This window comes from Micromonospora sp. CNZ299, assembly GCF_002754415.1.
The window spans coordinates 1,376,684-1,399,725 of sequence record NZ_PEFG01000001.1 but is presented as its reverse complement, the minus strand read 5'-3'; the positions used below and the strand labels follow the sequence as shown (position 1 = coordinate 1,399,725).

General features: G+C 70.7%; 26 protein-coding genes. 12 read left to right on the top strand and 14 right to left on the bottom strand.

Annotation, left to right across the window (positions count from 1 at the left end; genetic code table 11):
• Window positions 1-68 precede the first annotated feature (68 nt).
• Both CLT68_RS06695 and CLT68_RS06690 read left to right on the top strand, forming a co-directional pair.
• The gene (locus tag CLT68_RS06695) at window positions 69-617 is read left to right on the top strand and encodes a SigE family RNA polymerase sigma factor (protein ID WP_088950827.1); all 549 of its coding nucleotides are present in this window, start codon (window positions 69-71) and stop codon (window positions 615-617) included.
• Window positions 614-1,798 carry a hypothetical protein gene (locus CLT68_RS06690; protein ID WP_099849534.1) on the top strand — a complete coding sequence of 395 codons (1,185 nt, stop codon included), beginning with the start codon at window positions 614-616 and terminating at the stop codon, window positions 1,796-1,798. The genes CLT68_RS06695 and CLT68_RS06690 overlap by 4 nt, the downstream gene beginning before the upstream one ends.
• Before the next feature lie 55 nt (window positions 1,799-1,853).
• On the opposite strand, the gene CLT68_RS06685 is transcribed toward CLT68_RS06690, so the two are convergent.
• The 3 genes from CLT68_RS06685 to CLT68_RS06675 all read right to left on the bottom strand — a co-directional run bounded on the left by CLT68_RS06685 (window position 1,854) and on the right by CLT68_RS06675 (window position 4,064).
• Entirely contained in the window at window positions 1,854-2,756 is a 903-nt protein-coding gene (locus tag CLT68_RS06685; protein ID WP_099849532.1) for a sulfurtransferase, read from the bottom strand.
• A gap of 91 nt (window positions 2,757-2,847) precedes the next feature.
• Window positions 2,848-3,294 (bottom strand): imidazolonepropionase-like domain-containing protein, encoded by a 447-nt coding sequence (locus CLT68_RS06680; RefSeq protein ID WP_099849530.1) that lies wholly within the window; start codon window positions 3,292-3,294, stop codon window positions 2,848-2,850.
• A 2-nt stretch (window positions 3,295-3,296) separates the two neighbouring features.
• The gene (locus tag CLT68_RS06675) at window positions 3,297-4,064 is read right to left on the bottom strand and encodes an SGNH/GDSL hydrolase family protein (protein WP_099849529.1); all 768 of its coding nucleotides are present in this window, start codon (window positions 4,062-4,064) and stop codon (window positions 3,297-3,299) included.
• Between the two features lie 249 nt (window positions 4,065-4,313).
• On the opposite strand from CLT68_RS06675, the gene CLT68_RS06670 reads away from it, so the two are divergent.
• The 4 genes from CLT68_RS06670 to CLT68_RS06655 all read left to right on the top strand — a co-directional run bounded on the left by CLT68_RS06670 (window position 4,314) and on the right by CLT68_RS06655 (window position 7,722).
• A complete protein-coding gene (locus tag CLT68_RS06670) occupies window positions 4,314-6,083 on the top strand; it encodes a proline--tRNA ligase (RefSeq protein WP_099849527.1) in 1,770 nt (589 codons plus the stop codon).
• Window positions 6,084-6,141: 58 nt separating this feature from the next.
• Window positions 6,142-6,567, top strand: a complete 426-nt coding sequence (locus tag CLT68_RS06665) for a CBS domain-containing protein (protein WP_099849526.1) — start codon at window positions 6,142-6,144, stop codon at window positions 6,565-6,567.
• A gap of 70 nt (window positions 6,568-6,637) precedes the next feature.
• Window positions 6,638-7,066, top strand: coding sequence for a SufE family protein (locus CLT68_RS06660; RefSeq protein ID WP_099849524.1), 429 nt, complete (start codon window positions 6,638-6,640; stop codon window positions 7,064-7,066).
• Window positions 7,067-7,086: 20 nt separating this feature from the next.
• A complete protein-coding gene (locus tag CLT68_RS06655) occupies window positions 7,087-7,722 on the top strand; it encodes a DsbA family oxidoreductase (protein ID WP_099849522.1) in 636 nt (211 codons plus the stop codon).
• A 68-nt stretch (window positions 7,723-7,790) separates the two neighbouring features.
• Here the strand turns inward: CLT68_RS06655 and CLT68_RS06650 are convergent, their stop codons facing one another.
• From CLT68_RS06650 to CLT68_RS06630, 5 genes are all read right to left on the bottom strand, one after another.
• Complete coding sequence (locus tag CLT68_RS06650) at window positions 7,791-8,339, bottom strand: YbaK/EbsC family protein (RefSeq protein WP_099849520.1); 549 nt, start codon at window positions 8,337-8,339, stop codon at window positions 7,791-7,793.
• Between the two features lie 95 nt (window positions 8,340-8,434).
• Window positions 8,435-8,629, bottom strand: a complete 195-nt coding sequence (locus tag CLT68_RS06645; protein WP_088950818.1) for a hypothetical protein — start codon at window positions 8,627-8,629, stop codon at window positions 8,435-8,437.
• Window positions 8,630-8,745: 116 nt separating this feature from the next.
• Window positions 8,746-9,399 (bottom strand): GAP family protein, encoded by a 654-nt coding sequence (locus CLT68_RS06640; protein ID WP_099849518.1) that lies wholly within the window; start codon window positions 9,397-9,399, stop codon window positions 8,746-8,748.
• 48 nt (window positions 9,400-9,447) lie between these two features.
• Complete coding sequence (locus CLT68_RS06635; RefSeq protein WP_099849516.1) at window positions 9,448-10,836, bottom strand: MFS transporter; 1,389 nt, start codon at window positions 10,834-10,836, stop codon at window positions 9,448-9,450.
• 58 nt (window positions 10,837-10,894) lie between these two features.
• Window positions 10,895-11,155 carry a hypothetical protein gene (locus tag CLT68_RS06630; protein WP_088950815.1) on the bottom strand — a complete coding sequence of 87 codons (261 nt, stop codon included), beginning with the start codon at window positions 11,153-11,155 and terminating at the stop codon, window positions 10,895-10,897.
• A gap of 217 nt (window positions 11,156-11,372) precedes the next feature.
• Here CLT68_RS06630 and CLT68_RS06625 point away from each other — a divergent pair, with 217 nt between their 5' ends.
• Window positions 11,373-15,824, top strand: a complete 4,452-nt coding sequence (locus tag CLT68_RS06625; protein ID WP_099849514.1) for a cation-translocating P-type ATPase — start codon at window positions 11,373-11,375, stop codon at window positions 15,822-15,824.
• Between the two features lie 63 nt (window positions 15,825-15,887).
• On the top strand, window positions 15,888-16,688 hold the full coding sequence (locus CLT68_RS06620) for an MBL fold metallo-hydrolase (protein WP_099849513.1): 801 nt from the start codon (window positions 15,888-15,890) through the stop codon (window positions 16,686-16,688).
• A 125-nt stretch (window positions 16,689-16,813) separates the two neighbouring features.
• Here CLT68_RS06620 and CLT68_RS06615 read toward each other — a convergent pair whose 3' ends face one another.
• The 3 genes from CLT68_RS06615 to CLT68_RS06605 all read right to left on the bottom strand — a co-directional run bounded on the left by CLT68_RS06615 (window position 16,814) and on the right by CLT68_RS06605 (window position 17,994).
• The gene (locus CLT68_RS06615; RefSeq protein ID WP_099849511.1) at window positions 16,814-17,233 is read right to left on the bottom strand and encodes a CBS domain-containing protein; all 420 of its coding nucleotides are present in this window, start codon (window positions 17,231-17,233) and stop codon (window positions 16,814-16,816) included.
• A gap of 117 nt (window positions 17,234-17,350) precedes the next feature.
• Window positions 17,351-17,560: a hypothetical protein gene (locus CLT68_RS06610; RefSeq protein WP_099849510.1), complete on the bottom strand. Its 210-nt coding sequence runs from the start codon at window positions 17,558-17,560 to the stop codon at window positions 17,351-17,353.
• A gap of 59 nt (window positions 17,561-17,619) precedes the next feature.
• Window positions 17,620-17,994 carry a YciI family protein gene (locus CLT68_RS06605; RefSeq protein WP_099856857.1) on the bottom strand — a complete coding sequence of 125 codons (375 nt, stop codon included), beginning with the start codon at window positions 17,992-17,994 and terminating at the stop codon, window positions 17,620-17,622.
• A 381-nt stretch (window positions 17,995-18,375) separates the two neighbouring features.
• Here CLT68_RS06605 and CLT68_RS06600 point away from each other — a divergent pair, with 381 nt between their 5' ends.
• The 3 genes from CLT68_RS06600 to CLT68_RS06590 are packed head-to-tail and all read left to right on the top strand — an operon-like array spanning window position 18,376 to window position 20,868.
• Window positions 18,376-19,875, top strand: coding sequence for a SulP family inorganic anion transporter (locus CLT68_RS06600; RefSeq protein ID WP_099849508.1), 1,500 nt, complete (start codon window positions 18,376-18,378; stop codon window positions 19,873-19,875).
• Entirely contained in the window at window positions 19,875-20,327 is a 453-nt protein-coding gene (locus CLT68_RS06595; RefSeq protein ID WP_099849507.1) for a helix-turn-helix domain-containing protein, read from the top strand. Before CLT68_RS06600 ends, CLT68_RS06595 begins: the two co-directional genes overlap by 1 nt.
• 55 nt (window positions 20,328-20,382) lie before the next feature.
• Complete coding sequence (locus CLT68_RS06590) at window positions 20,383-20,868, top strand: P-loop nucleotide/nucleoside kinase family protein (protein ID WP_199176999.1); 486 nt, start codon at window positions 20,383-20,385, stop codon at window positions 20,866-20,868.
• Between the two features lie 68 nt (window positions 20,869-20,936).
• Here the strand turns inward: CLT68_RS06590 and CLT68_RS32535 are convergent, their stop codons facing one another.
• Complete coding sequence (locus CLT68_RS32535; protein WP_158240867.1) at window positions 20,937-21,275, bottom strand: hypothetical protein; 339 nt, start codon at window positions 21,273-21,275, stop codon at window positions 20,937-20,939.
• 437 nt (window positions 21,276-21,712) lie between these two features.
• On the opposite strand from CLT68_RS32535, the gene CLT68_RS06580 reads away from it, so the two are divergent.
• Window positions 21,713-22,153, top strand: a complete 441-nt coding sequence (locus CLT68_RS06580) for a DUF4259 domain-containing protein (protein WP_099856855.1) — start codon at window positions 21,713-21,715, stop codon at window positions 22,151-22,153.
• Between the two features lie 51 nt (window positions 22,154-22,204).
• On the opposite strand, the gene CLT68_RS06575 is transcribed toward CLT68_RS06580, so the two are convergent.
• The gene (locus tag CLT68_RS06575) at window positions 22,205-22,474 is read right to left on the bottom strand and encodes a hypothetical protein (RefSeq protein ID WP_099849503.1); all 270 of its coding nucleotides are present in this window, start codon (window positions 22,472-22,474) and stop codon (window positions 22,205-22,207) included.
• Window positions 22,475-22,534: 60 nt separating this feature from the next.
• Window positions 22,535-22,900: a hypothetical protein gene (locus CLT68_RS06570; RefSeq protein ID WP_099849501.1), complete on the bottom strand. Its 366-nt coding sequence runs from the start codon at window positions 22,898-22,900 to the stop codon at window positions 22,535-22,537.
• Between the last annotated feature and the right edge of the window lie 142 nt (window positions 22,901-23,042).

Genomic DNA, 23,042 nt, shown 5'->3' with positions numbered 1-23,042 from the left:
CCCAACCTTTTCCCCCTTCCCGTGCGTCTGCCAGGTGACGCGCATCGCGACGGCCGGAAGGGGGGCGGATGGCAGCCACGAGAAGCGACGGACGCGACGGCTACCTCGCCTTCGTGGAGAGCCACCAACACCGGCTGCTGCGCGCGGCCTACCTGATCTGCGGCAACCGGCACCAGGCCGAAGACCTGCTCCAGGACGCCCTGCTGAAGCTCGCGCTGCGCTGGTCCTCGGTCCGTGACGGCGACCCCTCCGCGTACGTGCGGGCCATCCTCTACCGGGACGCGGTGTCGTGGTGGCGTCGCCGACGGCGGGAATGGCTCAGCGCCACACCTCCCGAGCAGGTGGCCCACGACCGGGACGGCGCGTTGCGGCTGACGCTGCACGACGCGTTGGGCCTGCTGCCACCACGGCAGCGGGCCGTGCTGGTGCTGCGCTACTACGAGGATCTGACCGAGGTCGCCACCGCCGAAGCGCTCGGGGTGACCGTCGGCACGGTGAAGAGCCAGTGTCACGCGGCGCTGCGCCGACTCCGCGAGGTCGCTCCGGACCTGGCCCGGGATGCCCGACCGAGCCAGCGCCCCGCCGACCTGGCCAACGGCCTGGAGGTGAACCCGTGAACGAGCAGGACCTGCGTCAACTGCTGACCGTCAGCGTCGAGGACGTCCGGCCCAGCCACCCCGCGGTCACCGGCTGGGAACGGGCCCGGCGCACTCGGCGTACCCGCCGGGCCGTCGGCGCGGTGGCAGTGGCCGTGGTGCTGATCGGTGGCGGCACTGTCGCTGCCCTGCGACCGCCCGCCAACCCACCGCCGGACCACTCGGTGGCGCCGACCGTCGCGCCCAACCACGCCGGGCCGGTGGTGCGCGCCCCCGCCGAGCTGACCTTCCCGCCTGATCCGCTGGCCCGACTCGGTGACCCGGCGACAGTGCCCCTCTCCGCCCGACCGGTCCAGCGGGCGCTGGCGCTGTTCCAGCCGTTGGACAGCGAGGAATACCGTGCGGACGGTCCCGTCCGGGTGCTCGGGGACGACGGTGTGGTGCGCAGTCTCGACGTGGTGACCCCGGCCCCCACCCGGGACTCGGGCGGCAACCAGGCACCCGCCCTGAAGGCGGGAGTGCTCTCGCCGGACGGCCGGTCGGCCGCGTTCGCGCAGACCAATGAGCTGATCATGGTCGACCTCACCGCGGCGACCGTGCGCCGCATCCCCCTCGAGGGCTACCTGGAAATGGTGGTCTGGGCGGGCGACCGGGTGCTGGTCGGCGGCGACGGCCGGACGTACGCGGTGGACCGGGCCTCCGGCGCGGCCAGCCAGCTCGACGTCTCGCTCTGGGACCTGGTCGCGCCCGACCCGGCGGCCGGTCGCGAGGCGGCGCTCGTCGAGGTGAGCGGCATGCGGGACAACCTGACCCTGCGCAGCCGTACCGCCCGTGAGGGCACGGTTCGTTCCGAACAGAAGGTCACCGGCGGCCCGCTACCGGTGCCGTACCAGGTCAACGAGTTCTACGGCCGGGGCTGGCTGCACGGCGAACGCCTGGCGCGCTCGGCGTGGATCACCAACAGCGAGATCGACGGTGCCGAGGGGGTGGCCGTGCTGGATGCCCGGACCGGTGCGGTGGCCCACGTGCTCGACCTCGGCCGCGACCGGTGGAAGGGTTGCTGCGAGGTGTTGGGCTGGGACAACCGGGGTGCCGTCCTGCTCCGTTTGCAACCGGGCGGCCTGGTGCGCTGGCACCCGGAGACCGGCGAGGTCACCGGCGTGGTCCGCGACCTGACCGGCATGGTGGCACTGGCCGGCTGAGCCCTCATCCCCGCGCGGCCGGGTGGTCGCGCGGGGACAGGGCTGGCCAGCTTGGTCAGGCGGCGAGGCCGCCGGGCTGATCGCCCTTGACGACAGGCGCCCGGACCAGGTTGCCCCACTCGGTCCACGAGCCGTCGTAGTTGCGCACCTGCGGATAGCCCAGGAGGTGCCGCAGGACGAACCAGGTGTGGCTGGACCGCTCACCGATCCGGCAGTACGCGATCACGTCGTCGTCGGGGCTGAGCCCGAGCTGGTCCGCGTAGATCGCCCGCAGCTCGTCGGCGGACTTGAAGGTGCCGTCCTCGTTGGCGGCGGACTTCCACGGCTTGCTGACCGCACCCGGGATGTGCCCGCCACGCAGCGCGCCCTCCTGCGGGTAGTCCGGCATGTGCAGCGTCTCGCCGGTGTATTCACTCGGCGACCGGACGTCAACCAGCGGCCGGCCGGCGGCGATGTGCGCCATGACCTGCTCACGGTAGGCGCGAAGCGGCGCGTCGTCCCGCTGCGGCACCGGGTAGTCGGCGCGGGGGCGCGCCGGCTTGTCGCGGGTCACGTCGCGGCCCTCGGCGATCCACTTCTGCCGGCCGCCGTCGAGCAGTCGCACGTCGGCGTGGCCGAAGAGCGAGAACACCCAGAGGGCGTACGCGGCCCACCAGTTGAAGTTGTCGCCGTAGAAGACGACGGTGTCGCCCCGGCCGATGCCCTTCGCGGCGCACAGCTCGGCGAAGCTCTTCGCGTCCAGGTAGTCCCGGGTCACCTGGTCGTTCAGCTCCAGGTGCCAGTCGACCTTCACGGCACCGGGGATGTGGCCGGATTCGTAGAGCAGCACGTCCTCGTCGGACTCGACAACGACGAGGCCCTCGTCGTCCAGGTGCTCGGCCAGCCACTCGGTGGTGACCAGCCGTTGCGGGTCCGCGTACGACTGGAGGCGGGGATCAGGATCGCTCGGCACAGACATGATCCCCAAACTACGCCGCGACACGACCGGACGGCCCGCCATCGAGGATCGGGGGGCACAGATGTGGTGCGGGGAACGTTGACAGTGCCGTTCAGGCGCGGCGGTGGACGATTCGCCCGGCGACCACGGTCACCAGGCAGACACCGTCTACACCGTGGACCGCAAGGTCGGCGCGTCCGCCCGGAAGCAGCACCGCCGACACCGCGGCGGGCAGCACCAGCAGGTCACTCCTGTCGACGGCAGCCCGCAGCAGCGGGTCGGTCAGGTGCTCGGCCAACACCGCCGTCACTCCGTTGCGCAGCAGCGCGTGCACCCGCTCGCGTGGGGTGGGTGCCGCCGGCAGCGGGCCGTCGTGCAGCAGACCCGGCCCCAGGGTGCCGGGCCATCGGCGGACCCGAACACCCGGGTACGCCCCACTCAACTCGGCCAACGGTCCGACGGCCTCGATCCGGTCGCCGCCCACCAGGACCGCGTGCTCCGGCTCCGCCTCACCGACCCGGTCGCGCCACAGCAGCGGCGCGGTGTGAAGGGTGAGCACGCTCAGTCGACGATCGGCCCGAGCAGCGGGCGCTTCGCCGTCACCGTGTCACCGGACGACCGACCGGTCAACCGCCGCTTCACCCAGGGGGCGAGGTGCCGTCCGGCCCACCGCAGGTCGGCGGCGCGGGCTGCCAGCCACGGCGACGGGGCCGGGTGCGGCGGGACCATCAGCCACTCCTCGTCGCAACCGACCCCGAGCGCGTTCAACACCTGCCCGGCGACTCGCCGGTGGCCGGCCGGGGAGAGGTGCAACCGGTCGGTGCTCCAGAGCATCGGGTTGAGGAAGGTGTCGTCGGCGTACAGGTCGACCATGATCGCGCCGTGCCGCTCGGCGGTCTCGCCGACCGCCTGGTTGAGCAACTGCACCCGGGGGGCGACGAGGCGCTGGCCGGGCAGTCGGGCCATCACGTCGGCGAACCGGAAGAGCAGCACGTCCGCGCCGCCGGAACGCAGTTGCCGGACCACCTCGTCGAAGCGGGCCACCAGCGTGTGCGGGTCGAAGCTGCGGCGCAGCACGTCGTTGCCGCCGGCCGCGAAGCTGATCAGATCCGGCTTCATCGCCACCGCTGAGGGGACCTGCTCGGCGACCACGCTGGGGAAGAGCCGGCCACGGATGGCCAGGTTCGCGTACCGGAAGTCGGGCCCCGCGTCGGCGGCGAGCCGGGTCGCCACCAGGTCCGCCCAACCCCGGTAGGTGCCGTCCGGGTACGCGTCGTCCATACCCTCGGTGAAGCTGTCCCCGACCGCGACAAAACTGCGCCAGCCCACCCGCGTTCCCCTTACGCCGTTCGTTGCCTGCGGCGACCAGTCTGTCACCGGAGGCGCGGCGGCAAGTGCCCCGAACGGGCGACGTGGCGGAGGTCATGGACAGCAACGCGACACCTCCGTCGGCCAATCCCTGCGGTCTGACCCGAGACTCAGCAGAGGGTCCACGGGCCGCTCCTTTGGGTCGTGGGCCTGCGGCGCACCGGACGAATTGGGTCGCTCGGGCGCTCGGCACGGCTCTACGCTGCGCGCATGCTGCTACGCATGTCGACCCTGTTGCTGCGGACCCTGCGCGAGGATCCGGCCGACGCGGAGGTGCCGAGCCACCGGCTCCTCCTGCGCGCCGGTTACATCCGTCGCGCCGCACCGGGCGGCTACACCTGGCTGCCGTTGGGCAAGCTGGTGCTGGATCGGATCACCGACGTGGTGCGTGGCGAGTTGTTCGCGATCGGCGACCAGGAGGTGCACTTCCCGGCGTTGCTGCCGGCCGATCCCTATCGGACGAGCGGCCGCTGGGCGGAGTACGGCGACGACATCTTCACCCTCGCCGACCGGCGCGGTGCCGAGCACCTGTTGGCGCCCACCCACGAGGAGATGGCGGCGCTGCTGGTCAAGGACCTGTTCACCTCGTACCGGGACTTCCCGGTGACGCTTTTCCAGGTGCAGACGAAGTTCCGCGACGAGGCCCGGCCCCGGGCCGGTCTGTTGCGCGGCCGGGAGTTCCTGATGAAGGACGCGTACTCCTTCGACCTGGACGATGCGGGGCTGCGGGAGGCGTACGGACGGCATCGCGCGGCGTACCGGCGGATCTTCGACCGGTTGGGCCTGGACTACACGGTGGTGCACGCGATGTCCGGGGCGATGGGCGGCTCCGCGTCGGAGGAGTTCCTGGCGGCGACGCCGGTCGGCGAGGACACCTACGTCGGTTGCACCGCCTGCGACTACGCGGCCAACACCGAGGCGGTGGTGACCCGGGCACCGGCCACCGGCGACCCGGGCGCGCGGCCGGCCGTCGAGGTACACGACACGCCGGAGACCCCGACGATCGCCAGCCTCGTGGAGCTGGCCAACACCCGCAGGTTGGGCGGTCGGGACGACTGGATCGCCGCCGACACACTGAAGAACGTCGTGCTCTCCGTCCGCCAGCCGGGCGCAGAGCGCTCCGAACCTCTGGTGATCGGGTTGCCGGGTGACCGGGAGGTCGACCTCAAGCGGGTCGGTGCCGCCCTGCACCCGGCACAGGTGGCCGTCTTCGAGGAGTGGGCCGACCATCCCGAGCTGGTACGCGGATACATCGGGCCGCAACTGCTCGACAAGCTGGGCATCCGCTACCTGGTCGACCCTCGGGTGGTGACCGGGTCTGCCTGGCTGACCGGGGCGAACGAGCCGGGCCGACACGCGACCGACGTGGTGTGCGGTCGGGACTTCACCCCCGACGGCACCATCGAGGCGGCCGACGTCCGCGCCGGCGACCCCTGCCCGGAGTGCGAGGCGGGCGAGCTGACCATCCGGCGGGGCATCGAGATCGGGCACATCTTCCAGCTCGGCCGCCGCTTCACCGACGCCTTCGCGGTCGACGTGCTCGGTCCGGCCGGCAAACCGGTCCGGCCGACCATGGGCTGCTACGGCATCGGGGTCTCCCGGGCGGTCGCGGCGATCGCCGAGCAGCACCACGACGACCGAGGGCTGGTCTGGCCGGCGGCGATCGCGCCGTGCGACGTACACCTGGTGGTTGCGGGCAAGGGCCCTCAGCTCGACGCGGCGCTGGCGCTCGGCGAGCGCCTCGCCGCAGCCGGCCTGCGGGTGCTGGTCGACGACCGCACGCACGTCTCGGCCGGGGTGAAGTTCACCGACGCCGAGCTGATCGGCATCCCCCGGGCCGTCGTGGTCGGTCGCCGACTCGCCGACGGGTACGTCGAGCTGCGCGAGCGGGCCGGCGACGGGCGCACCGAGCTGCCGCTGGGCGGTCTGGTGGAGCAGCTCGTCCACGAGGTACGCCAGGAACGTGCGAGCCTGGTGTAGCTGTCGCGTCACGGGGTAGTGCAGTCGGATCGGGTGGATACGTCTTCGGAGGGCTCTCATGACCGGTTACCGGGTCAGTGACGTGATGACCAGACAGGTCGTGTACCTGCCGGCCGAAACCACACTGGACGAAGCAGCCAGGGTGATGAAGGAGGCGGACATCGGCGACGTGGTGGTCACCGATGGCGCCAGCCTCGCCGGCATGCTCACCGACCGGGACATCGTGGTGCGGGCAGTGGCGGAGAACAGCTCCCCTGCGGCCACCACCATCGGCTCGATCGTCACCCGCGAGGTGGTCATGATCGAGCAGCACTGCACGGCGGGTGAGGCGGCCGCGCTCATGCGCGACCGGGGCATTCGGCGCGTGCTGGTCTGTGACAGTGATCGCAAGCTGGTCGGGATCGTCTCGCTCGGCGACCTGGCCATGCAACTCGACCCCACCAGCGCTCTCAGCGAGATCAGCGAGCAGTCCCCAACGGTGTGACGAACAGGCCGGCCAGGCGCAGCAATGCGCCGCCGGCCTGTTCGCAACTGACCGGCGGTAGCCTCGACGCATGGCTGACATGCCGGCCCGACTGGCCGAGATCGTCGACGAGTTCGCTGCCGCGCCGCGCGACCTGGTTCTGGAGATGCTCCTGGAGTACGCCGACGTCATTCCGGTGCTGCCGGAGGGCGCCGCCGCACGCGAGGGCATGGAGCAGGTGCCGGAGTGTCAGACGTCGTTCTTCCTGCGCGCCAGGGTGACCCCGGAGGGCACCGTGGAGACGGTCTTCGACTGCCCGCCGGAGGCGCCGACCACCCGGGCGTTCGCGGGGATCCTCGCCGAAGGGCTGGCGGGCGCGAGCGCCGAGCAGGTGCTGGACGTGCCGGACGACCTCTACCAGCGGATGGGCCTGGCGCAGGCGATCAGCCCGCTGCGGATCCGCGGCGGCACGGCGATCCTGAGCCGACTCAAGCGTCAGGTGCGGGAACAACTCGGCTGACCGCGAGGTTGCCACCGATCATGGAGATCGAGATCTACGCGGACGTCATCTGCCCGTGGTGCTACATCGGCAAGCGCCGCCTGGATGAGGCCCTCGCCCGTTACGAGGGCGAGGTGACGGTCCGTTACCGACCGTTCCAGCTCGACCCGTCACCGGTGCCCCAGCCGCTCCCGCTGGTGCAGGCGCTGGCCGGCAAGTTCGGCGGCCCGGAGCGCGCCCGGCAGATGGTCGCGCACGTGACCCAGGTCGCTGCGGCTGACGGGCTCCGGCTGGACTACGACCGCGCGGTGATCGCCAACACCTTCGACGCGCACCGGCTGGTCTCCTACGCCACCGACCACGGTCGGGCGGCCGAGATGGTGGAGGCGCTCTACCAGGCGCACTTCAACGAGGGTGTCGACGTCGGCTCCCGGGAGGCGCTGGCCGCGGTGGCCGGTGGGATCGGCCTGGACGCGGCCGACGTCCGCCGCTTCCTCGACTCCGACGAGCGCGTCACCGACATCGCCGCCGAGTTGGCCGCAGCTCAGGACCTCGGCATCACCAGCGTGCCGACCTTCGTCCTGGCCGGGAAGTACGCGGTCTCCGGCGCGCAGGACGTGCAGACACTGCTCGCCGCGCTCAGCGAGGTCGAGCAGCGCGAGGCCGCGGCACACTGAGCCACCAGGGCACCCGGTATTGATGATCACGATGTTTCACGTGCAACAACATCGATGCCGATGCCTGCTCAGGCCGGCCTGGCCAGCCCTTCCACCACCTGCGCACCGGGCAGTGCACCCAACGCCGGCCCCGGCAGTGCGATCTTGCTGTGCCGTACGCCGGACCCGATGATCACATGCGGCGTGGCGATCACCCGCGCGTCCACCAGAATGGGCCACTGCGCCGGCAGCCCGATCGGGGTTATGCCGCCGTACTCCATGCCGGTCAGCTCGACCGCGTCGTCCATCGGTGCGAAGCTCGCCTTGCGCACGTCCAACGTGCGGCGGACCACCCCGTTGACGTCGGCCCGGGTGGTCGCCAGGACGATGCAGGCCGCGTAGCGCACCACACCCTCACGCTTGCCAGCCACCACGACGCAGTTGGCCGACACGTCCAACCCCACCTCGTACGCCGCGCAGAACGCTGCGGTGTCGGCGAGTTCGGCGTCGATCGGCGCGACCAGCACATCGTTGACGTCCACGGGCGCGTCGGCGGGCCACTGCGCGATGGCCTCCGCCACCGGCGGGGCGAGCAGGTCGAGGCGGGCGCGGGCCGGTTCGGTCTTCAGCGTTCCCATCACGGGTGCGATCCTCGCATCCGGCATGCCGAACCGCCCGACGGCTCCCGGGCCGTCCCGGGACACCGCCGGCCTGGGCCGGACCGAACCGGTGCTCAACTGCCGGAGAGGAAGGCGTTGTCGCGCATGAAGGAGCGGTCGCGAGCGGCCGCCAACTCCTCCTCGCGGTGGGCCTTGGCCCGTTGCAACTCCAGGTCCTCCAACGCGTGGCGGACACCCAGCCGGATCACGCCGTAGAGGAAGACGAAGCCGAAGACGTAGAGGATCACCGTGGTGACGACAGCGAACATGGCGTCACCGTAAGACGAACGTGAACCGTTGTTGCTCTCATCTCCGCCGGGTTCCCCCGTACGTGTCAGAGAGGTGGTCGGCCGGTGCTGGACGGCGATTGATGACGGGTTGTGACTCATCCCGAACGGATCAGGTCCAGCACGGTCAGCAGCGCGAAGAACGCGATCACGATCTCGTTGACGATCCAGGCGTGCCGCTCGGCCCATTCGCGCATCCGGGTCAGCGCCCGCGCCGCCTTGTCCCCGAGCAGCAGCAACGCCAGCAGGGGCAGGGCGAGCAGAAGCACGGTGAGCAGCACGAACGGCACCAGATGCCACCACGGCAGGTCGTGCCGGGCCACGCTCGCCCCGACGGCGGCCATGGTGAGGTCGTCGGTGGGCGTCACCACGAAGAGCAACGCGCCCAGCCGCAGGGCCCGACGCGGGTCGGCACGCTCGATGCTCCCCAGCCATCTCGGTGGCCCGGCCCGGTTCCGCCGTACCCACACCAGCACGGCCAGACTGACCAGCAGGGCCAGGACCACCAGATCAATGACGGGACCGCGATCGACCCTGCCGGCCACGGCACTGGCGTCGGCGACCAGTCCGCCCACCCAACGGGTCAGCAGCCAGCCCACTGTCACTCCGGCCGCGACCACCAGCCCGGCACCGGAGAGGAAGCCCAGCGACGCCGCCCGGGGCCGGTCCGACGAGGCGAGGAAGACCGCAACGACCAGTTGGGTCCCGGCGACCATCACCACGGCGAGCGGCAGGACGGTCAGGAAGTTCATCGCCGCCATCCTCCCCGGCCAACCGGCTCGGATGCTGCGGAATCCCGATCACCCGACCGGCCGTACGCTCCCGCCCGTCACGACACGGCCGGCCAGCAGCGCCCCGAGCAGCCCCAGGCCGGAGGCCACCACCAGGGTCAGCGTGTAACTGGCCGGGCCAGGTGCGCTTCCCGCCGCCAGCACCGCCCCGGTGAGCGCCAGCACGGTCGCCGCGAAGAGGTTGTCGCCCAGTTGCAGCGACGAGCTGTTGCGGCCCTGCTCACCGGGGGCGGACAGCTCCAGGGTGAGCACCGACAACGACGGGTAGAGCAGCCCCATGCCAAGGCCGGCGACCGCCCAGCCGAGCACGGCGACCATGATCGGCAACTCGGGTAGGACGGCCAGCGCCACCGTGGCGGTGCCGACCGTGATGCAGGTCAGCCCGGCACGCGGCAGGCTGGCCCGGGAGGCCGGCACCGGGATCCGGCCCTGCAACCAGGAGCCCACCGACCACGCCAGTGCGCCGACCGTCAGGACCAGCCCGGCCGCGGTCGGCGAGAGGCCCCGCTCCCGGGAGAGCATCAACGGGATGACGACCTCGGCGCCGACGAACGCCGCCGACGCCAGCCCGCGCAGCCCGACGACGGTGGGCAGCCCTCGGGCCGCCCGGAGGAATCCGGCCGGCAGCAGGCGGGGAGCGCAGACCAGCAGGCCGACCACGGCGACCGCGATCAGCACCAGGGCGGTGACGCCACGCTGCTGACCCCCGATGTGCAGCAGTGCGGCGCTCACCGCCGCCCCGCACGCCCAACCGATCCGTGCCGCCGCACCGGCCGCCGGGCTGCTCGCCACACTCCGGCCCAGCGATCGCAGGCCCGGATGGATCAGCAACACCGCCGGCACGGCCACCGCCGGGACCGCCAGGAAGACCCAACGCCAGCCCAGGTACTGCACGATCAGACCAGCGATCGCCGGCCCGACCAGCGACGGTACGACCCACGCCGCCGCGAACGCCGCGAAGATCCGCCGGTGCAGATCCTGCGGGTACGCCTGCCCGACGATCACGTAGAGCGCCACCGAGAGCAACCCTGAGCCGAAACCCTGCACCGCCCGCCCGACGACCAGCGCACTCATCACGGGCGCGGTCCCGGCGATCAGCAGCCCGACGACGAACCACGCGACGCCGTGCCACATCGGTCCCCGAGGCCCTCGGGCGTCGCACCAGATGCCCGAAACCACCATGGCCAGCACACCCGTGGCGAACGGGCCACCGAACGCGATCCCGTACAGCGCGAGCCCGTCCAGGCTGCGGGCGACGGTCGGCATCGCGGTACCGACCGCCAGCGCCTCGAAGGCGAGCAACGAGATCAACGCGACGCTGCCCACCGTCATCGCTCGCAGCCGGGGTGCGAACAGTCCCGCTGCGGCGGGTATGGCGGGGGCGACTGTGCTCGGCATGGACCGAGCATGGGACCTCAACCCGGATTCATGTCAATCGCCGGTGACCCGGCTCTCGTCAGGCGTCCTGCAGTGCCCTCCCGACCCCGCGCGCCAGTCCGGAAAAATGCTGGTCTGCCAGCAGGTGACCGGCGGTGACCACCAGAGCGATCGGCCACTCGATGACCTGCAGCGCGGCGAGCACGCCGATCCCGGCGTAGTAGATGACCTTGTCGGGTGGCGGCAGGGCCACCTCGCCCAGCATCGGTAGGTCCATCCGCCGGCTGTACATCTGCACGTTCTCCTGCGAACCGTTGAGGTGTCGCGTCAGCATGCTCATTCCGGCCTCCCCGTGTCCGGTGATGGTCGTCGGATTCCACCGCCCAACCCGTCCATGCTTCGGCGAGGGCGGAAAGTTCCACCACTCGAAGGGCATAACGGACGGCAGGTCGGGAAGCCAGGCCGCCGGACGTGAGGCGGTGGGAGGACGAGATGGCCAAGGTCAGGACCAGCAGCAACAGGGAGTCGGGCCGGCGCCCGTCCAGCCGTACGCCTCGATGACGGCGGTAGGCCGCGCTGCCGGCCGCATCCTGCCGTCCTTCGGCGTGCCGCACCTGGTCGGCGAGGCGTCCCGGACCGTCGGGTCGGCCGCGACCCGGCTGGCCCGGTCGGTCGGGCTCGCCCGGCGTCGGGTCTGGTCCCGTCCCGGTCGCCACCACATCGAGGTGCACGGCGTGTGCCAGGAGGGCGGCGACCAGCTCGCCCGGCAGGTGGAGGGCGCGCTGGAGCGGATGCCCGGGGTGGCGTGGGCCAGGGTGAACGCACCATCCGGGCGGGTGGTGGTGGCCGTGCAGGCCCCCGAACCGGCTCTGGGTGACCTCATCGCCACGATCAGCCGGGTCGAGCGGACCTGCGACCACGAGCCGGACCCGGAGATTCCGCCCCCCCACCCGCCGGAGGAGGGCCCACACAACCCGCGCACCCTCGGCGCGCTCGCCTCGGACGCGCTGGGTCTGACCCTCTGGGCGGCCACCCGGATCCTGCCGTTCGCACCGTTGCCCGGTGAGGTGGCCGGCGTGCTGTCGGCTGTCGACCTGCAACCGAAGCTGCACGCGTTCCTCGGCAGGGCGTTGCGCTCCGACCCGCGCGGGGAGATCCTCTTTCCCCTGGCCGAGGCCGTCGTGCAGGGCCTGACCGGCCGCTGGACCGGCATCGTCGTCGACAGCGCCCAACGGCTCGTGGAGTGGGGCGAGGACCGGGCCCAGTTCTCCGCCTGGGAGAGCGCCGAACCGCGGTTGACCGGCGACCCCGAGCGTGCCGTCGCGCGGTGGCCGATAGGCGACCGTCCCCGACCCAAGCCGCACGGCCCGGTCGAGCGGTACATCAATCGGGCCCTCGCCGCCGGTACGGCGGCCGGCGCGGCGGCGGTGCCCTTCGCCGGGCGCAAACGGGCCGCCGCGCTGGGCCTGTCCGCTCTGCCGAAGGCGCCCGGCAGCGGACGCGAGGGATACGGCGCCCAGCTCGGCCGGATGCTGGCCCGGCGCGGGGTGATCGCGATGGACCGCAGTGTGCTGCGGGAGTTGGACCGGATCGACACGCTCGTGCTGGACGCCGCGGTGCTCGGCTCGGACCGGGGCGTACTGGCCGATCTGGCGCCCGTGCCCGGTGCGGACGTCGACCAGGTGGCGGAGCGGGCCTTCGCGCTGTTCGACCCCGACGATCCGGCCGCCTCCCGGACGGCGGACGGCTGGCGGCTCGGGCCGCTGGACCAGATGCCCGCTCACGACCCCGGCAACGTCCCGGACGGCGATCGGCTGCGCTCGGCCGGCGGCCAACTGCTCGGCCTCGCCCACGGTGACCGACTCGCCGCCCTGTTGCGGGTCGAGCCGGAACCCGCACCCGGCGTCGACGGGCTGCCGGCCGCCGCCCGGCACGCCGGCCTGCGGCTCGTCGTGGCGGGCGGTGACGAGCAGCGGTACGGCTTCGCCGATGCGATGCTGCCCGGCGGGGACCAGCTGGCCGAGTCGGTACGCGCGTTGCAGCGCGACGGCGCGATGGTGATGCTGGTTTCCGCTGACCGCAGGGCGCTCGGCGCGTCCGACTGCGGTCTCGGGTTCGCACCGCCGGAGGACCTGCCGCCGTGGGGCGCGCACCTGCTGGTCGGTGCCGACCTGCGGGTGGTGGCCCTGGTGATCGAGGCTACCGGGGTGGCCCGGCGTACGGCCCAGCAGAACATCCGGCTGGCCATGGCCGGCACCGGCCTCGGGGCGCTGGGCGCGTTCACGGCACCGCCGACCGACCTGCCCGGCCGGTCACTCGTCGCGGTGAACGGCGCGGCCGGGCTGGCCTTCGCGAACGGGATCTGGCAGGCCCGCCGGTTGCACGACCAGTCGGACACGCCGGCGCCGGTCACGACTCCCTGGCACCTGATGCCCGTCGGCACCGTGCTCAACCACCTGCACACCACGCCGGACGGTCTGGCCGGCGTGGAGGCGCAGCGCCGCCACCACGGCGCTGGCGGAAACGGCGATACCGGACCGGGCAGCGGAGGTCTGCTGCGCGCCTTCGTGGATGAGTTGTCCAACCCGCTCACCCCGGTGCTGGTGGCCGGGGCGGTGCTCTCCGCTTCGTTCGGGTCGCTGGTCGACGCCGCGCTGGTGGGCAGCGTCGTCGGTGGGTCCGCCCTGATCGGCGCGGTGCACGAACGCAACACCGAACGGTCACTGGCCGAACTCCTGTCCCGTTCGGCGGTGACCGCGCGGGTCCGCCGCGACGGCACCGAGCAGGTTCTCGCCGCCGAGGACCTGGTCCTCGGAGACGTCATCGCCCTTGAGCCGGGTGACTCGGTGCCCGCCGACTGTCGCGTCCTGGAGGCCGTGGGTCTGGAGGCGGACGAATCGTCATTGACCGGTGAGTCGTTGCCGGTCGCCAAGTCCAACCGACCGGTGGTGGCCGCCGCGATCGCCGACCGGCACTCCATGTTGTACGAGGGCACCACCGTCGCCGCCGGGCATGGCACTGCCGTGGTGGTGGCGACCGGGCCGGACACCGAATCCGGGCGCAGCCTGGCCCTGGTCAAGCAGGCCCCGCCCGCCAGTGGGGTGGAAGCCCGGCTCGGCTCGTTGACCCGGGCTGCCATCCCGTTGGCCGCCGGTTCGGCGGTGGCGGTGGCCGGCGCGGGCCTGCTTCGGGGCGTACCCCTGGCCGAGACGGCGGCGACCGCCGCGAACCTCGCCGTGGCGTCCGTGCCGGAGGGGTTGCCGTTCCTGGTCAGCGCGGCGCAGTTGGCCGCCGCCCGGCGGCTGGCCGAGCACGGCGCCCTGGTTCGCAACCCGCGCACCATCGAGGCGCTGGGCCGGGTGGACGTGCTCTGCTTCGACAAGACCGGCACCCTCACCGAGGGCCAGTTGCTGCTCGCCGGGGTCGGCGACAGCACCGGTGACCGGTACGCGCCAGTGGACCGACTGGACGACCGCCTCCAGTTGACGCTGGCTGCGGCGCTGCGGGCCACTCCCGCCGCGACGAAGCCGGAGGAGTTGGCGTTGCAGACCGACCGGGCCGTCTGGCGGGGTGCCGGCGAGGCTGGGGTGGTGGAGCAGACCGGTGCCCCCGGTTGGCAGGCCGCCGGTGGGCTGCCGTTCGAGCCGTCCCGCGGCTACCACGCGAGCGTCGGGAAGACCGGCGGCCGCCTGTTGTTGAGCGTCAAGGGTGCTCCGGAGACAGTGCTGCCGCGCTGTTCGGCGCGGCGCACGGACGGCACTCAGGAGCCGCTGGACGATGCCGGCCGCGCGGAGTTGGAGCGGATGCTCGCCGACCGGGCCGGGGCGGGCAACCGGATCCTGGCCGTCGCCGAGTGCACCGTCGACGACCCGAAGGTGACCGACGCCAGTGTTCGCGGGCTGACCTTCGTGGGTTTCCTGGCCCTCGCGGACGGGGTTCGGGAGAGTGCCGCCCCGGCGGTACGCCGGATCCGGCAGGCCGGCGTGCACACCATCATGATCACCGGCGATCACCCCGCCACCGCCGAGGCGATCGCCGCCACCATCAGCGAGCACGACGAACAGCGGGTCGTCACCGCCGGCGAACTCGACCAACTGGACGACGACGCGCTCGCCGAGCGGTTGGCCAACACCGACGTGGTGGCCCGCTGCACCCCGGCACACAAGGTGCGGATCATCCAGGCGTTGCAGAAGTGCGGGCGGACCGTGGCGATGACGGGCGACGGCGCCAACGACGCCCCGGCGATCCGGCTGGCCGACGTCGGCATCGCCCTTGGCCAACGGGGCACCCCGGCTGCTCGCGCCGCAGCGGACCTGGTGGTCACCGACGACCGGTTGGAGACCATCATCGCGACCCTGATCGAGGGACGTGCGATGTGGTCGTCGGTGCGGCACGCCCTCAGCATCCTGGTCGGCGGCAACCTCGGCGAGATCGCGTTCAGTGTGCTCACCGCCGCGGCGACCGGCCGCTCCGCGCTCACCGGACGACAACTGCTGCTGGTCAACCTGCTCACCGATCTGGCGCCCGCTCTGGCCATCGCCGTCCGGCCACCAGCGTCGGACCGCACCGACGCGCTGCTGCGGGAGGGCCCGGACACGGCGCTCGGCGAGAGCCTGACCCGGGAGATCGGCCTGCGGGCGGCAGCCACCACGCTGGGCGCGACCGCCGGCTGGACGTTGGCCCGCTACACCGGGCGCCGTCAGCGAGCCGGAACGGTCGCCCTGGTCTCCCTGGTCGGCACCCAGCTCGGCCAGACCATCCTGGCCGGCGGCACCAGCCCGGCCGTGCTGGCGTCCACGGCGGCGTCGCTGGGCGTGCTTGTCGTCGTGGTGCAGACGCCGGGGGTGAGCCAGTTCTTCGGCTGCACCCCGCTCGGCCCGGTCGGCTGGACCATCGGGGCCGGGTCGGCGCTCGGCGCCACCTTCGCCAACGGCGCGCTCACCAAGCTGATGGAACACGTGCCGCAGGCCCGACCGGACAGGAACGGCGCCAGCGGCTCCAAAGGCTGAGCACCGAACCAACCCGCATGCTCAGGGCTCGCCGGGGTACCGCAGCCGGAGGAGGTGGGCAGGATGGCGGAGCAACCACAGGTGACGTTCATCGGTACCGCGACGACGGTGCTGCGGATCGGCGGGTTCACCCTGTTGACCGACCCGAACTTTCTGCACCGGGGTCAACGGGCGTACCTGGGCAAGGGTTTGTGGTCGCGCCGACGCACGGACCCGGCGCTGCGCATCGCCCAGCTCCCGGAGCTGGACGCGGTGGTCCTCTCCCACCTGCACGGCGACCACTTCGACCGGGTGGCCCGCCGGGAACTGGACCGCGACCTGCCCATCGTCACGACGCCGGCGGCGGAACGCAGGCTGCGTCGCTGGGGCTTCCAGGCCGCCCAGGGCCTGCCGACCTGGTCGTCCCGGGAACTGCACCGCGACGGTACGACGCTGCGGCTGACCTCGATGCCCGGACAGCACGGACCGGGTGCTCTGGACCGGCTGATGCCCGACGTCATGGGCACGATGATCGACGTGGAGCGCTCCGGGCGGCGCGAGTTCCGGCTCTACGTCACCGGCGACACGCTCAACCGGCCGCTGCTCACCGCCATCCCCGAGCGCTACCCGGACATCGACGCGATGCTCATCCATCTCGGCGGCACCAAGGTCGCCGGGATCCTGCTCACCATGGACGCCCGGCAGGGCGCCGACCTGGTGGAACTGGTCCGCCCGAAGCTGACCGTGCCGATCCACTACGACGACTACCCGGTGTTCCGCTCGCCGCTGGCGCACTTCGTCGACGAGGCCCGCCGCCGCGGCTGGGTGAAGCAGGTACGCACCATCGCCCGCGGCGAGACCGCCCCGCTCACCCCGCCCTCCTGACCGCCTCCGTCGCTCCGGTCCTCCCGACCGCCGTTCGGGCTCGTCCTCCTGACCGCCGTTCGGGCAGAGCCCCGACACGGCGATCGCCGCCCACCCGGGGCGGCGATCGAGGAAGGGTGCGACGGTCAGCTGCGCTCGGAGATGGCCTCGATGAGGTCGCCCACCGGGCGCTCCGGCAGGGAACGGGCCACGTCGGCGACAGCCACGATGCCGACCAGCTCATGCCCGTCGATCACCGGCAGCCGGCGTACCTTGTGCTGGCCCATGGTCCGCAGGATCTCGGCCGCGTCGTCGTCCGCGCCGATGGTCACCACCTCGCCCTGGGCCAGTTCCCCGGCCGTCACGTTGGCCGGGTCGCGGCCCTCGGCCAGCACCTTCACCACGATGTCGCGGTCGGTCAGCATGCCCTTGAGCCGGTTGTCGTCACCGCAGATCGGCAGTGAACCGACCCCCAGCTCCGCCATCTGCTTCGCGGCCGACTTCAGGTCGTCCTGCTCGCGGACACAGGTCACGTCGTTCGTCATGATCTCGCGTGCCGTAGGCATTGGTAAGACACCTCGCTTCCGGGGGGTTGTTGCCGTTTCTCCTACCCCGGTCGGGCACGGCCATGCCGCCCACCTTTTGTCACCACGTGCCCGCGCCGTCACCGCGCGTCCCAGCCCTCACTGCTCGTCCGAGCGGGACGGGTCCCGAGCCCGGCCCTGCTCGGTCCAGCAGAGGCCACCGCGAAACTCCACCCCCGGGATCCCTTCGACAAGGTGGCTGATGTCCACCAGGTCCGACACGGAGGCGGCGAGGTCCGATCGAAGCTCCTCGACCGCCGCCTCCAGGTCGTCCTCCTCTGTGGACCAGTCGATGTCGGCCGCACCCACCGATCATGACAAGGGCGGCTCGAAAGTGGCAGGTCCCTTCGAGCAGACCTCGTCGGGAGTCACCCCCGAATCGCGGCCTCACGGATCATGGCGTCCGTCTCGGGGTCGGGCATGAGCTCCCGGACGTCCTGGGCGCAGCGGCAGGCGGCGGCCATCTTCGCAGCCCACGCCAGCGCCTCCTCGCGCGTGGCCACGTCGACGACCGAGAACCCTCCGATGACCTCCCTGGTCTCCGGGTAGGGGCCATCGGTGACCGTCCCGTCGGTGGCCACGACGCTCGCCCGCTGCCTTTCGAGTCCGCCGCCGTACACCCACACGCCGGCGTTCACGGCCTCCTGGACCACCGTGTGCGAGGCCTTGCCCACGTCGGGCATCTCTTCGGCGGGGATGTGGTCCATCGCGCCGTCATTGAACGAGATCAGGTACTGCGTCATCCTCATGACCCCCTTGTCCAGGCGGCCTCCTCCGGCCACCTCTCGTCTGCTCTACGAACGACTCGCCTCGGATTCGACACTTTGCCAGAAGAATTTCGCGTGATCTGTCCGCTCCGCTCTGGCCGCTCGTCCGGCTTTCGCGTGAGCTGGGAGGTCTCAGATTGGACCCCCGGTGATGGTCACCACGCTTCCCCAACTCTCCCCTGACGGAAGGGTAGGTTCTGTGAGGGGCATCGAGGTGTGGCGGCAGCCCTCTCACCTCGTGGGCAGAGCGCCCTGAGCTCTGGAGCCACGCCCGACCGTTCTTGAACCGTCCGTCCCCCACGAGGGACGGCTGCTGCTGTGCGCCTACCCCGGGTGCGCCTGACTGGAAATGGCCGTATGTCTTCCGTGCTGTCCGCGACGCTCCGACCGCGTCTGTCCCGCCCGTCCTGGCTGTCGCCGAAGGTGTTCCGCACCGAGGTTCTCGCCGGCCTGGTGGTCGCGCTCGCGTTGATTCCCGAGGCGATTTCCTTCTCCATCCTGGCCGGCGTCGATCCCCGCGTCGGCCTGTTCGCCTCGTTCACCATGGCCGTGGTGATCGCATTCTGCGGCGGTCGACCGGCGATGATCTCCGCCGCGACCGGAGCGATCGCCCTGGTCGTCGCGCCCCTGGTGAAGGCACACGGCCTGGACTACCTCATCGCGGCAGTGATCCTCGGCGGCGCGATCCAGGTCCTGCTCGCGGTGCTCGGCGTGGCGAAGCTGATGCGGTTCATTCCCCGCAGTGTCATGGTCGGCTTCGTCAACGCCCTCGCCATCCTGATCTTCGCAGCACAGATTCCTCATCTGATCGGCGTGCCGTGGCTGGTCTACCCGTTGGTGGCCGCCGCCCTGGCGATCATGGTCGGAATGCCCCGGCTCACCCGGGCGATCCCCGCGCCGCTGGTCGCGATCGTCGTGCTGACCGTCGTCACGGTGGTCGCCAGCGTGGCTGTGCCAACCGTCGGCGACGAGGGCGCGCTGCCGGACAGCCTGCCCACCCTCGGTCTGCCGCAGATCCCCTGGACTCTCGACACTCTCGCCGTGCTCGCCCCCTACGCCCTCGGCGTGGCGTTGGTCGGGCTGATGGAGTCGCTGATGACCGCCAAGCTCGTCGACGACATCACCGACACCCACTCCAACAAGACCCGCGAGTCCTGGGGGCAAGGCGTCGCCAACATCGTCACCGGTTTCTTCGGTGGCATGGGCGGCTGCGCGATGATCGGTCAGACGATGATCAACGTAAAGGCATCGGGTGCTCGTACCCGACTGTCGACCTTCCTGTCCGGCGTGTTCCTGCTCATCCTGGTCGTCGCGCTCGGTGACGTGGTCGCAGTCATCCCGATGGCCGCCCTGGTCGCCGTGATGATCATCGTGGCCGTGTCGACATTCGACTGGCACTCCGTGGCGCCGAAGACGCTCAAGCGGATGCCGTACGGGGAAACGATCGTCATGCTCGCCACCGTCGCCACCACCCTGGCCACCCACAACCTGGCCATCGGCGTAGTCGTCGGCGTGCTCACCGCCATGGTGATCTTCGCTCGCCGGGTCGCCCGCCTGGTCGAGGTCACCAGCGTGCTTGACCCGGACGGCACCACCCGGATCTACTCCGTGCATGGTGAGCTGTTCTTCGCCTCCAGCAACGATCTCGTCGGTCAGTTCGACTACGCGAACGACCCCGAGAACGTGGTGATCGACATGACCCACGCGCACGTCTGGGACGCCTCGTCAGTCGCCGCCCTGGACGCCATCACCACCAAGTACGCCACCCGGGGAAAGAACGTCGAGATCATCGAGCTGAACAAGCCCAGCGCCCGCATCCACGACACCCTCGCCGGCCAGCTCGGCGTCGGCCACTGATGACCGCCGCCGCCAGCCGCGGTGCTGGGTCGGGACACGATTCCGGCCCGCCCCCAGAGCGCTTGATGCAGATCGGAGAGGCCGCCGAGCGGGTCGGGCTGAGTATCCGCACCATCCGCCACTACGAGGAAGCCGGCCTGATCGTCCCCTCCGCCCGCAGCGAGGGCGGCTTCCGCCTCTACACAGAGCCCGACCTCGACCGCCTCGCCGTGGTCAAACGGATGAAGCCCCTCGGGTTCACCCTCGACGAGATGCGGGACCTCCTCGCCGTCCTCGACGCACTCGACACCGCCACCGGGGCCGAACGGGCCGAGCTGCTGGACCGGCTCGGCATGTTCCACCACGCCGCCACCACGCGGGTGACCGCACTTCATGACCAACTCGCCATGGCCGAGGAATTCGCCGGCACGCTACGCGACAAGCTCGACCATCACATCGACCCAACCACCTGAGCAACCTCTGGTGACCTCGGCTTGTGGCCTGTCAACGCATCGATAGGGTGCCCACGTGGACCAGTCAAGACCGGTGGTGTTTCTCCTCGTGGGGCTACCGGGCTCAGGGAAATCGACCTACGCCCGGGCGCTGGAACTCACCGGGGTGGTTCGACTGTCGGTCGATGACGTTCTGCAGGCACGACACGGTCGACTTGGGAAGGACTACCCAGCCGAACGCCACGTCTCCCTGCTGGGTCCTGTCGTCGAAGATGTGCGGAGGCAGCTCATCGAACTGATCCGGAGCGGCCGCTCGGTCGTTCTCGATCACGGCCTCGGGCAACGCCGCGAGCGCGACGACTACAAGCAGCTTGTCGAATCACTCGGTGCTGGCTGGCGTCTGCTGCACTTCCGCGTCGATCAGGCCGAACTGAGGCGGCGCCTCGCCATCCGAAATGACGATGCCGCGTCCGGCATCATCACGCCTGAAACGCTGGATTGGATCGCAGCCGTCTCGGAGGAGCCACGTGGCGAGGGGGAAGAGATCGTCGCCGCGACCTAGCCGATCGAACGGGTCACCGTCGTCGGGCTGCCTCTGCCATCGCAGCGTGTACAGCCATCAGCGGGGTCCTACTCGTCGAGCGGTTCACCACTCCACCGGAACGACGCCTCACCGCCACGAATGTGAAGGACGAAGTCGGCAACCTCCTGGCCGTCCGGCTTGACCAGAGCAACCGTCTGGCAGATCTGAGACTGCACCGCCTCCCACGCATCACCGTCGAGATCGCCGGCCGAATCCACCAACTCGACCTCGCGCTGAAAAAGCGGCGCTAGCTCAACAAAGCTCGGTTCTGGCTCAAACTGCCCTGCGAACCATGGCTGATCGGCACCGTGCACGCGAATCTGGGCGACCACCTCCCCACCGTGACGAAGCTGCCAGAGCTGGGCGTCCTTGTGGTCCTCAGGCATGGCCGAACCCTAGAGCACCGTCAGTTTGGAAGAGCGCGCTCAGCCGGCACTCCACGATCCGGATGACGGCCGATACCTACGGCCATGGCCTACCGGCACGGGCTCGTCAGGCTGCCTCAGCCATCGATCGTTTGCTGGGCGAGGAGGGAAGGCATGACCGCTTGGCTGCACTCGGACCCGAGATCACCAAGGAAAGTGCTGGTGGAGCCCAGGGGACTCGAACCCCTAACTCCTGCCTTGCAAAGATCAAAACTGCTGTCGGCCGGCGTCGGTGACCGTAGCTGACCTGCTCGGCTTGCCGGCTGCCGCCGCTCGTGACCCACGTCCGTCGGCCAGCTTGGCTGTACCGATGGCTGTACCGCCAAGCGCTCTCGCGCCTTGCGTCCGTCCCCGCTTGGCTTCATGATCCGCTCACCGGGAACGTGAAGGAGGAGTACATGGGCACTTGGGATGACGGCCCGTTCGACAACGACAGCGCCGCCGACTGGTGCGGTGACCTCCACGATGCCGATCCGCCTGCCCGGCCGGCAATGGTTCGTGCTGCTCTGACAACGGCAGCACTCAACACCGGGTACCTCGACCATGACGACGCCGCCTCGGCCATCGCCGCAGCGGCCATCGTGGCGTCTCAGATGCCCGGCGGAGACCCGATAGCCTCGCCGTACGCGCCGGACTTCCTGCTTGCTGGTGAGTCCCTTGACTTGGACGACGACCTGCCACAGCTGGCGGTTGAAGCACTTGACCGGGTCCTCGGTGACGACTCGGAGTGGCGGAGCCTATGGGGCGAGGCGGGAGCGAGCGAGTTCCCGCAGATCAACAAGCTCCGCGCAGTGCTGTCCGGTCCGCCCGAACTGCCCGGCCAGATCGCGATGCTTTAGGGACCGCGCGTTCCTGGGGCGGTGGTCTACCCGTCATTCCGAGTCATCGACTCAATCTATGCTGGGGTCCTCTTCGTCGGGCGACGTTGTGATCACCTGGTCCCACGCGTTGACAATGGCTGCGGCCTGCCGCTCGCTACAGGCCAAGCCGCTGAGCAGGACGTTGTTCTGATAGTCGAGGATCTCGAAGCGCCATCGATCGATTTCCGGCCGGCGTTCCACTGTTGCCCAGAAGTGGCCGGAAAGATCGCTGGGGAACACCACGTCTGGCACGTACCGCTCCTCTGCCTCAAAGCCCATCTCCGCCGTGAGTGCGCCCATCGTGGAACGCTAGCCCGGACTCACGGTGGAGGTGGGCAGCCCCTCGGGCCGGTACCAGCTCTAACACTCCATCCACGCCTGGTGAGCGGCCTTGATCGCCGAAGCTCCTCCGCTGCTTTCGCGCTCCGTCAGGAAGCGATCCAACAGTCTGAACAGGGCGTCGCTTGCGGCACGGTTCTGAACGTGATCGAGCGGCAGGAGCGGTGAGTACTCCTCGGGAGTAGCGAGCCGTCTGGCGAGTGCCTGCCACATCAGGTTGTTACCGGCGTCGAACTGGATGACCAGCCACTCGCGCCACCCGTCTAACAGTGGAGCGTCAGCCATCCAGTAGCCCTGCAGGAACGCTGTGAACTGCCCAAACGAGCCGTCTAGCCCGAACATGCCCGGCCGCCGATGGAGCTTGTCGAACAGCTCCCGATAGTCCATCGCCCCGCCTCCCGTGCCCTCCGAACCCAACGACCATGCCCCCACCCGCCCATAGAACCTAGGTCAACCGTCGTGCATCAGCTGGGGGACGAATGTGTCAGGCATCTGGTGGGACGAGACACGCGCCCCAACGCGCGCTAGC

Coding starts and splice junctions, on each gene's coding strand:
- CLT68_RS06695 (WP_088950827.1), top strand. CDS start 69: ATGGCAGCCACGAGAAGCGACGGACGCGACGGCTACCTCGCCTTCGTG.
- CLT68_RS06685 (WP_099849532.1), bottom strand. CDS start 2,756: ATGTCTGTGCCGAGCGATCCTGATCCCCGCCTCCAGTCGTACGCGGAC.
- CLT68_RS06670 (WP_099849527.1), top strand. CDS start 4,314: ATGCTGCTACGCATGTCGACCCTGTTGCTGCGGACCCTGCGCGAGGAT.
- CLT68_RS06665 (WP_099849526.1), top strand. CDS start 6,142: ATGACCGGTTACCGGGTCAGTGACGTGATGACCAGACAGGTCGTGTAC.
- CLT68_RS06660 (WP_099849524.1), top strand. CDS start 6,638: ATGGCTGACATGCCGGCCCGACTGGCCGAGATCGTCGACGAGTTCGCT.
- CLT68_RS06655 (WP_099849522.1), top strand. CDS start 7,087: ATGGAGATCGAGATCTACGCGGACGTCATCTGCCCGTGGTGCTACATC.
- CLT68_RS06650 (WP_099849520.1), bottom strand. CDS start 8,339: ATGGGAACGCTGAAGACCGAACCGGCCCGCGCCCGCCTCGACCTGCTC.
- CLT68_RS06645 (WP_088950818.1), bottom strand. CDS start 8,629: ATGTTCGCTGTCGTCACCACGGTGATCCTCTACGTCTTCGGCTTCGTC.
- CLT68_RS06640 (WP_099849518.1), bottom strand. CDS start 9,399: ATGAACTTCCTGACCGTCCTGCCGCTCGCCGTGGTGATGGTCGCCGGG.
- CLT68_RS06635 (WP_099849516.1), bottom strand. CDS start 10,836: ATGCCGAGCACAGTCGCCCCCGCCATACCCGCCGCAGCGGGACTGTTC.
- CLT68_RS06630 (WP_088950815.1), bottom strand. CDS start 11,155: ATGAGCATGCTGACGCGACACCTCAACGGTTCGCAGGAGAACGTGCAG.
- CLT68_RS06625 (WP_099849514.1), top strand. CDS start 11,373: ATGACGGCGGTAGGCCGCGCTGCCGGCCGCATCCTGCCGTCCTTCGGC.
- CLT68_RS06620 (WP_099849513.1), top strand. CDS start 15,888: ATGGCGGAGCAACCACAGGTGACGTTCATCGGTACCGCGACGACGGTG.
- CLT68_RS06615 (WP_099849511.1), bottom strand. CDS start 17,233: ATGCCTACGGCACGCGAGATCATGACGAACGACGTGACCTGTGTCCGC.
- CLT68_RS06605 (WP_099856857.1), bottom strand. CDS start 17,994: ATGACGCAGTACCTGATCTCGTTCAATGACGGCGCGATGGACCACATC.
- CLT68_RS06600 (WP_099849508.1), top strand. CDS start 18,376: ATGTCTTCCGTGCTGTCCGCGACGCTCCGACCGCGTCTGTCCCGCCCG.
- CLT68_RS06595 (WP_099849507.1), top strand. CDS start 19,875: ATGACCGCCGCCGCCAGCCGCGGTGCTGGGTCGGGACACGATTCCGGC.
- CLT68_RS32535 (WP_158240867.1), bottom strand. CDS start 21,275: ATGCCTGAGGACCACAAGGACGCCCAGCTCTGGCAGCTTCGTCACGGT.
- CLT68_RS06580 (WP_099856855.1), top strand. CDS start 21,713: ATGGGCACTTGGGATGACGGCCCGTTCGACAACGACAGCGCCGCCGAC.
- CLT68_RS06575 (WP_099849503.1), bottom strand. CDS start 22,474: ATGGGCGCACTCACGGCGGAGATGGGCTTTGAGGCAGAGGAGCGGTAC.
- CLT68_RS06570 (WP_099849501.1), bottom strand. CDS start 22,900: ATGGACTATCGGGAGCTGTTCGACAAGCTCCATCGGCGGCCGGGCATG.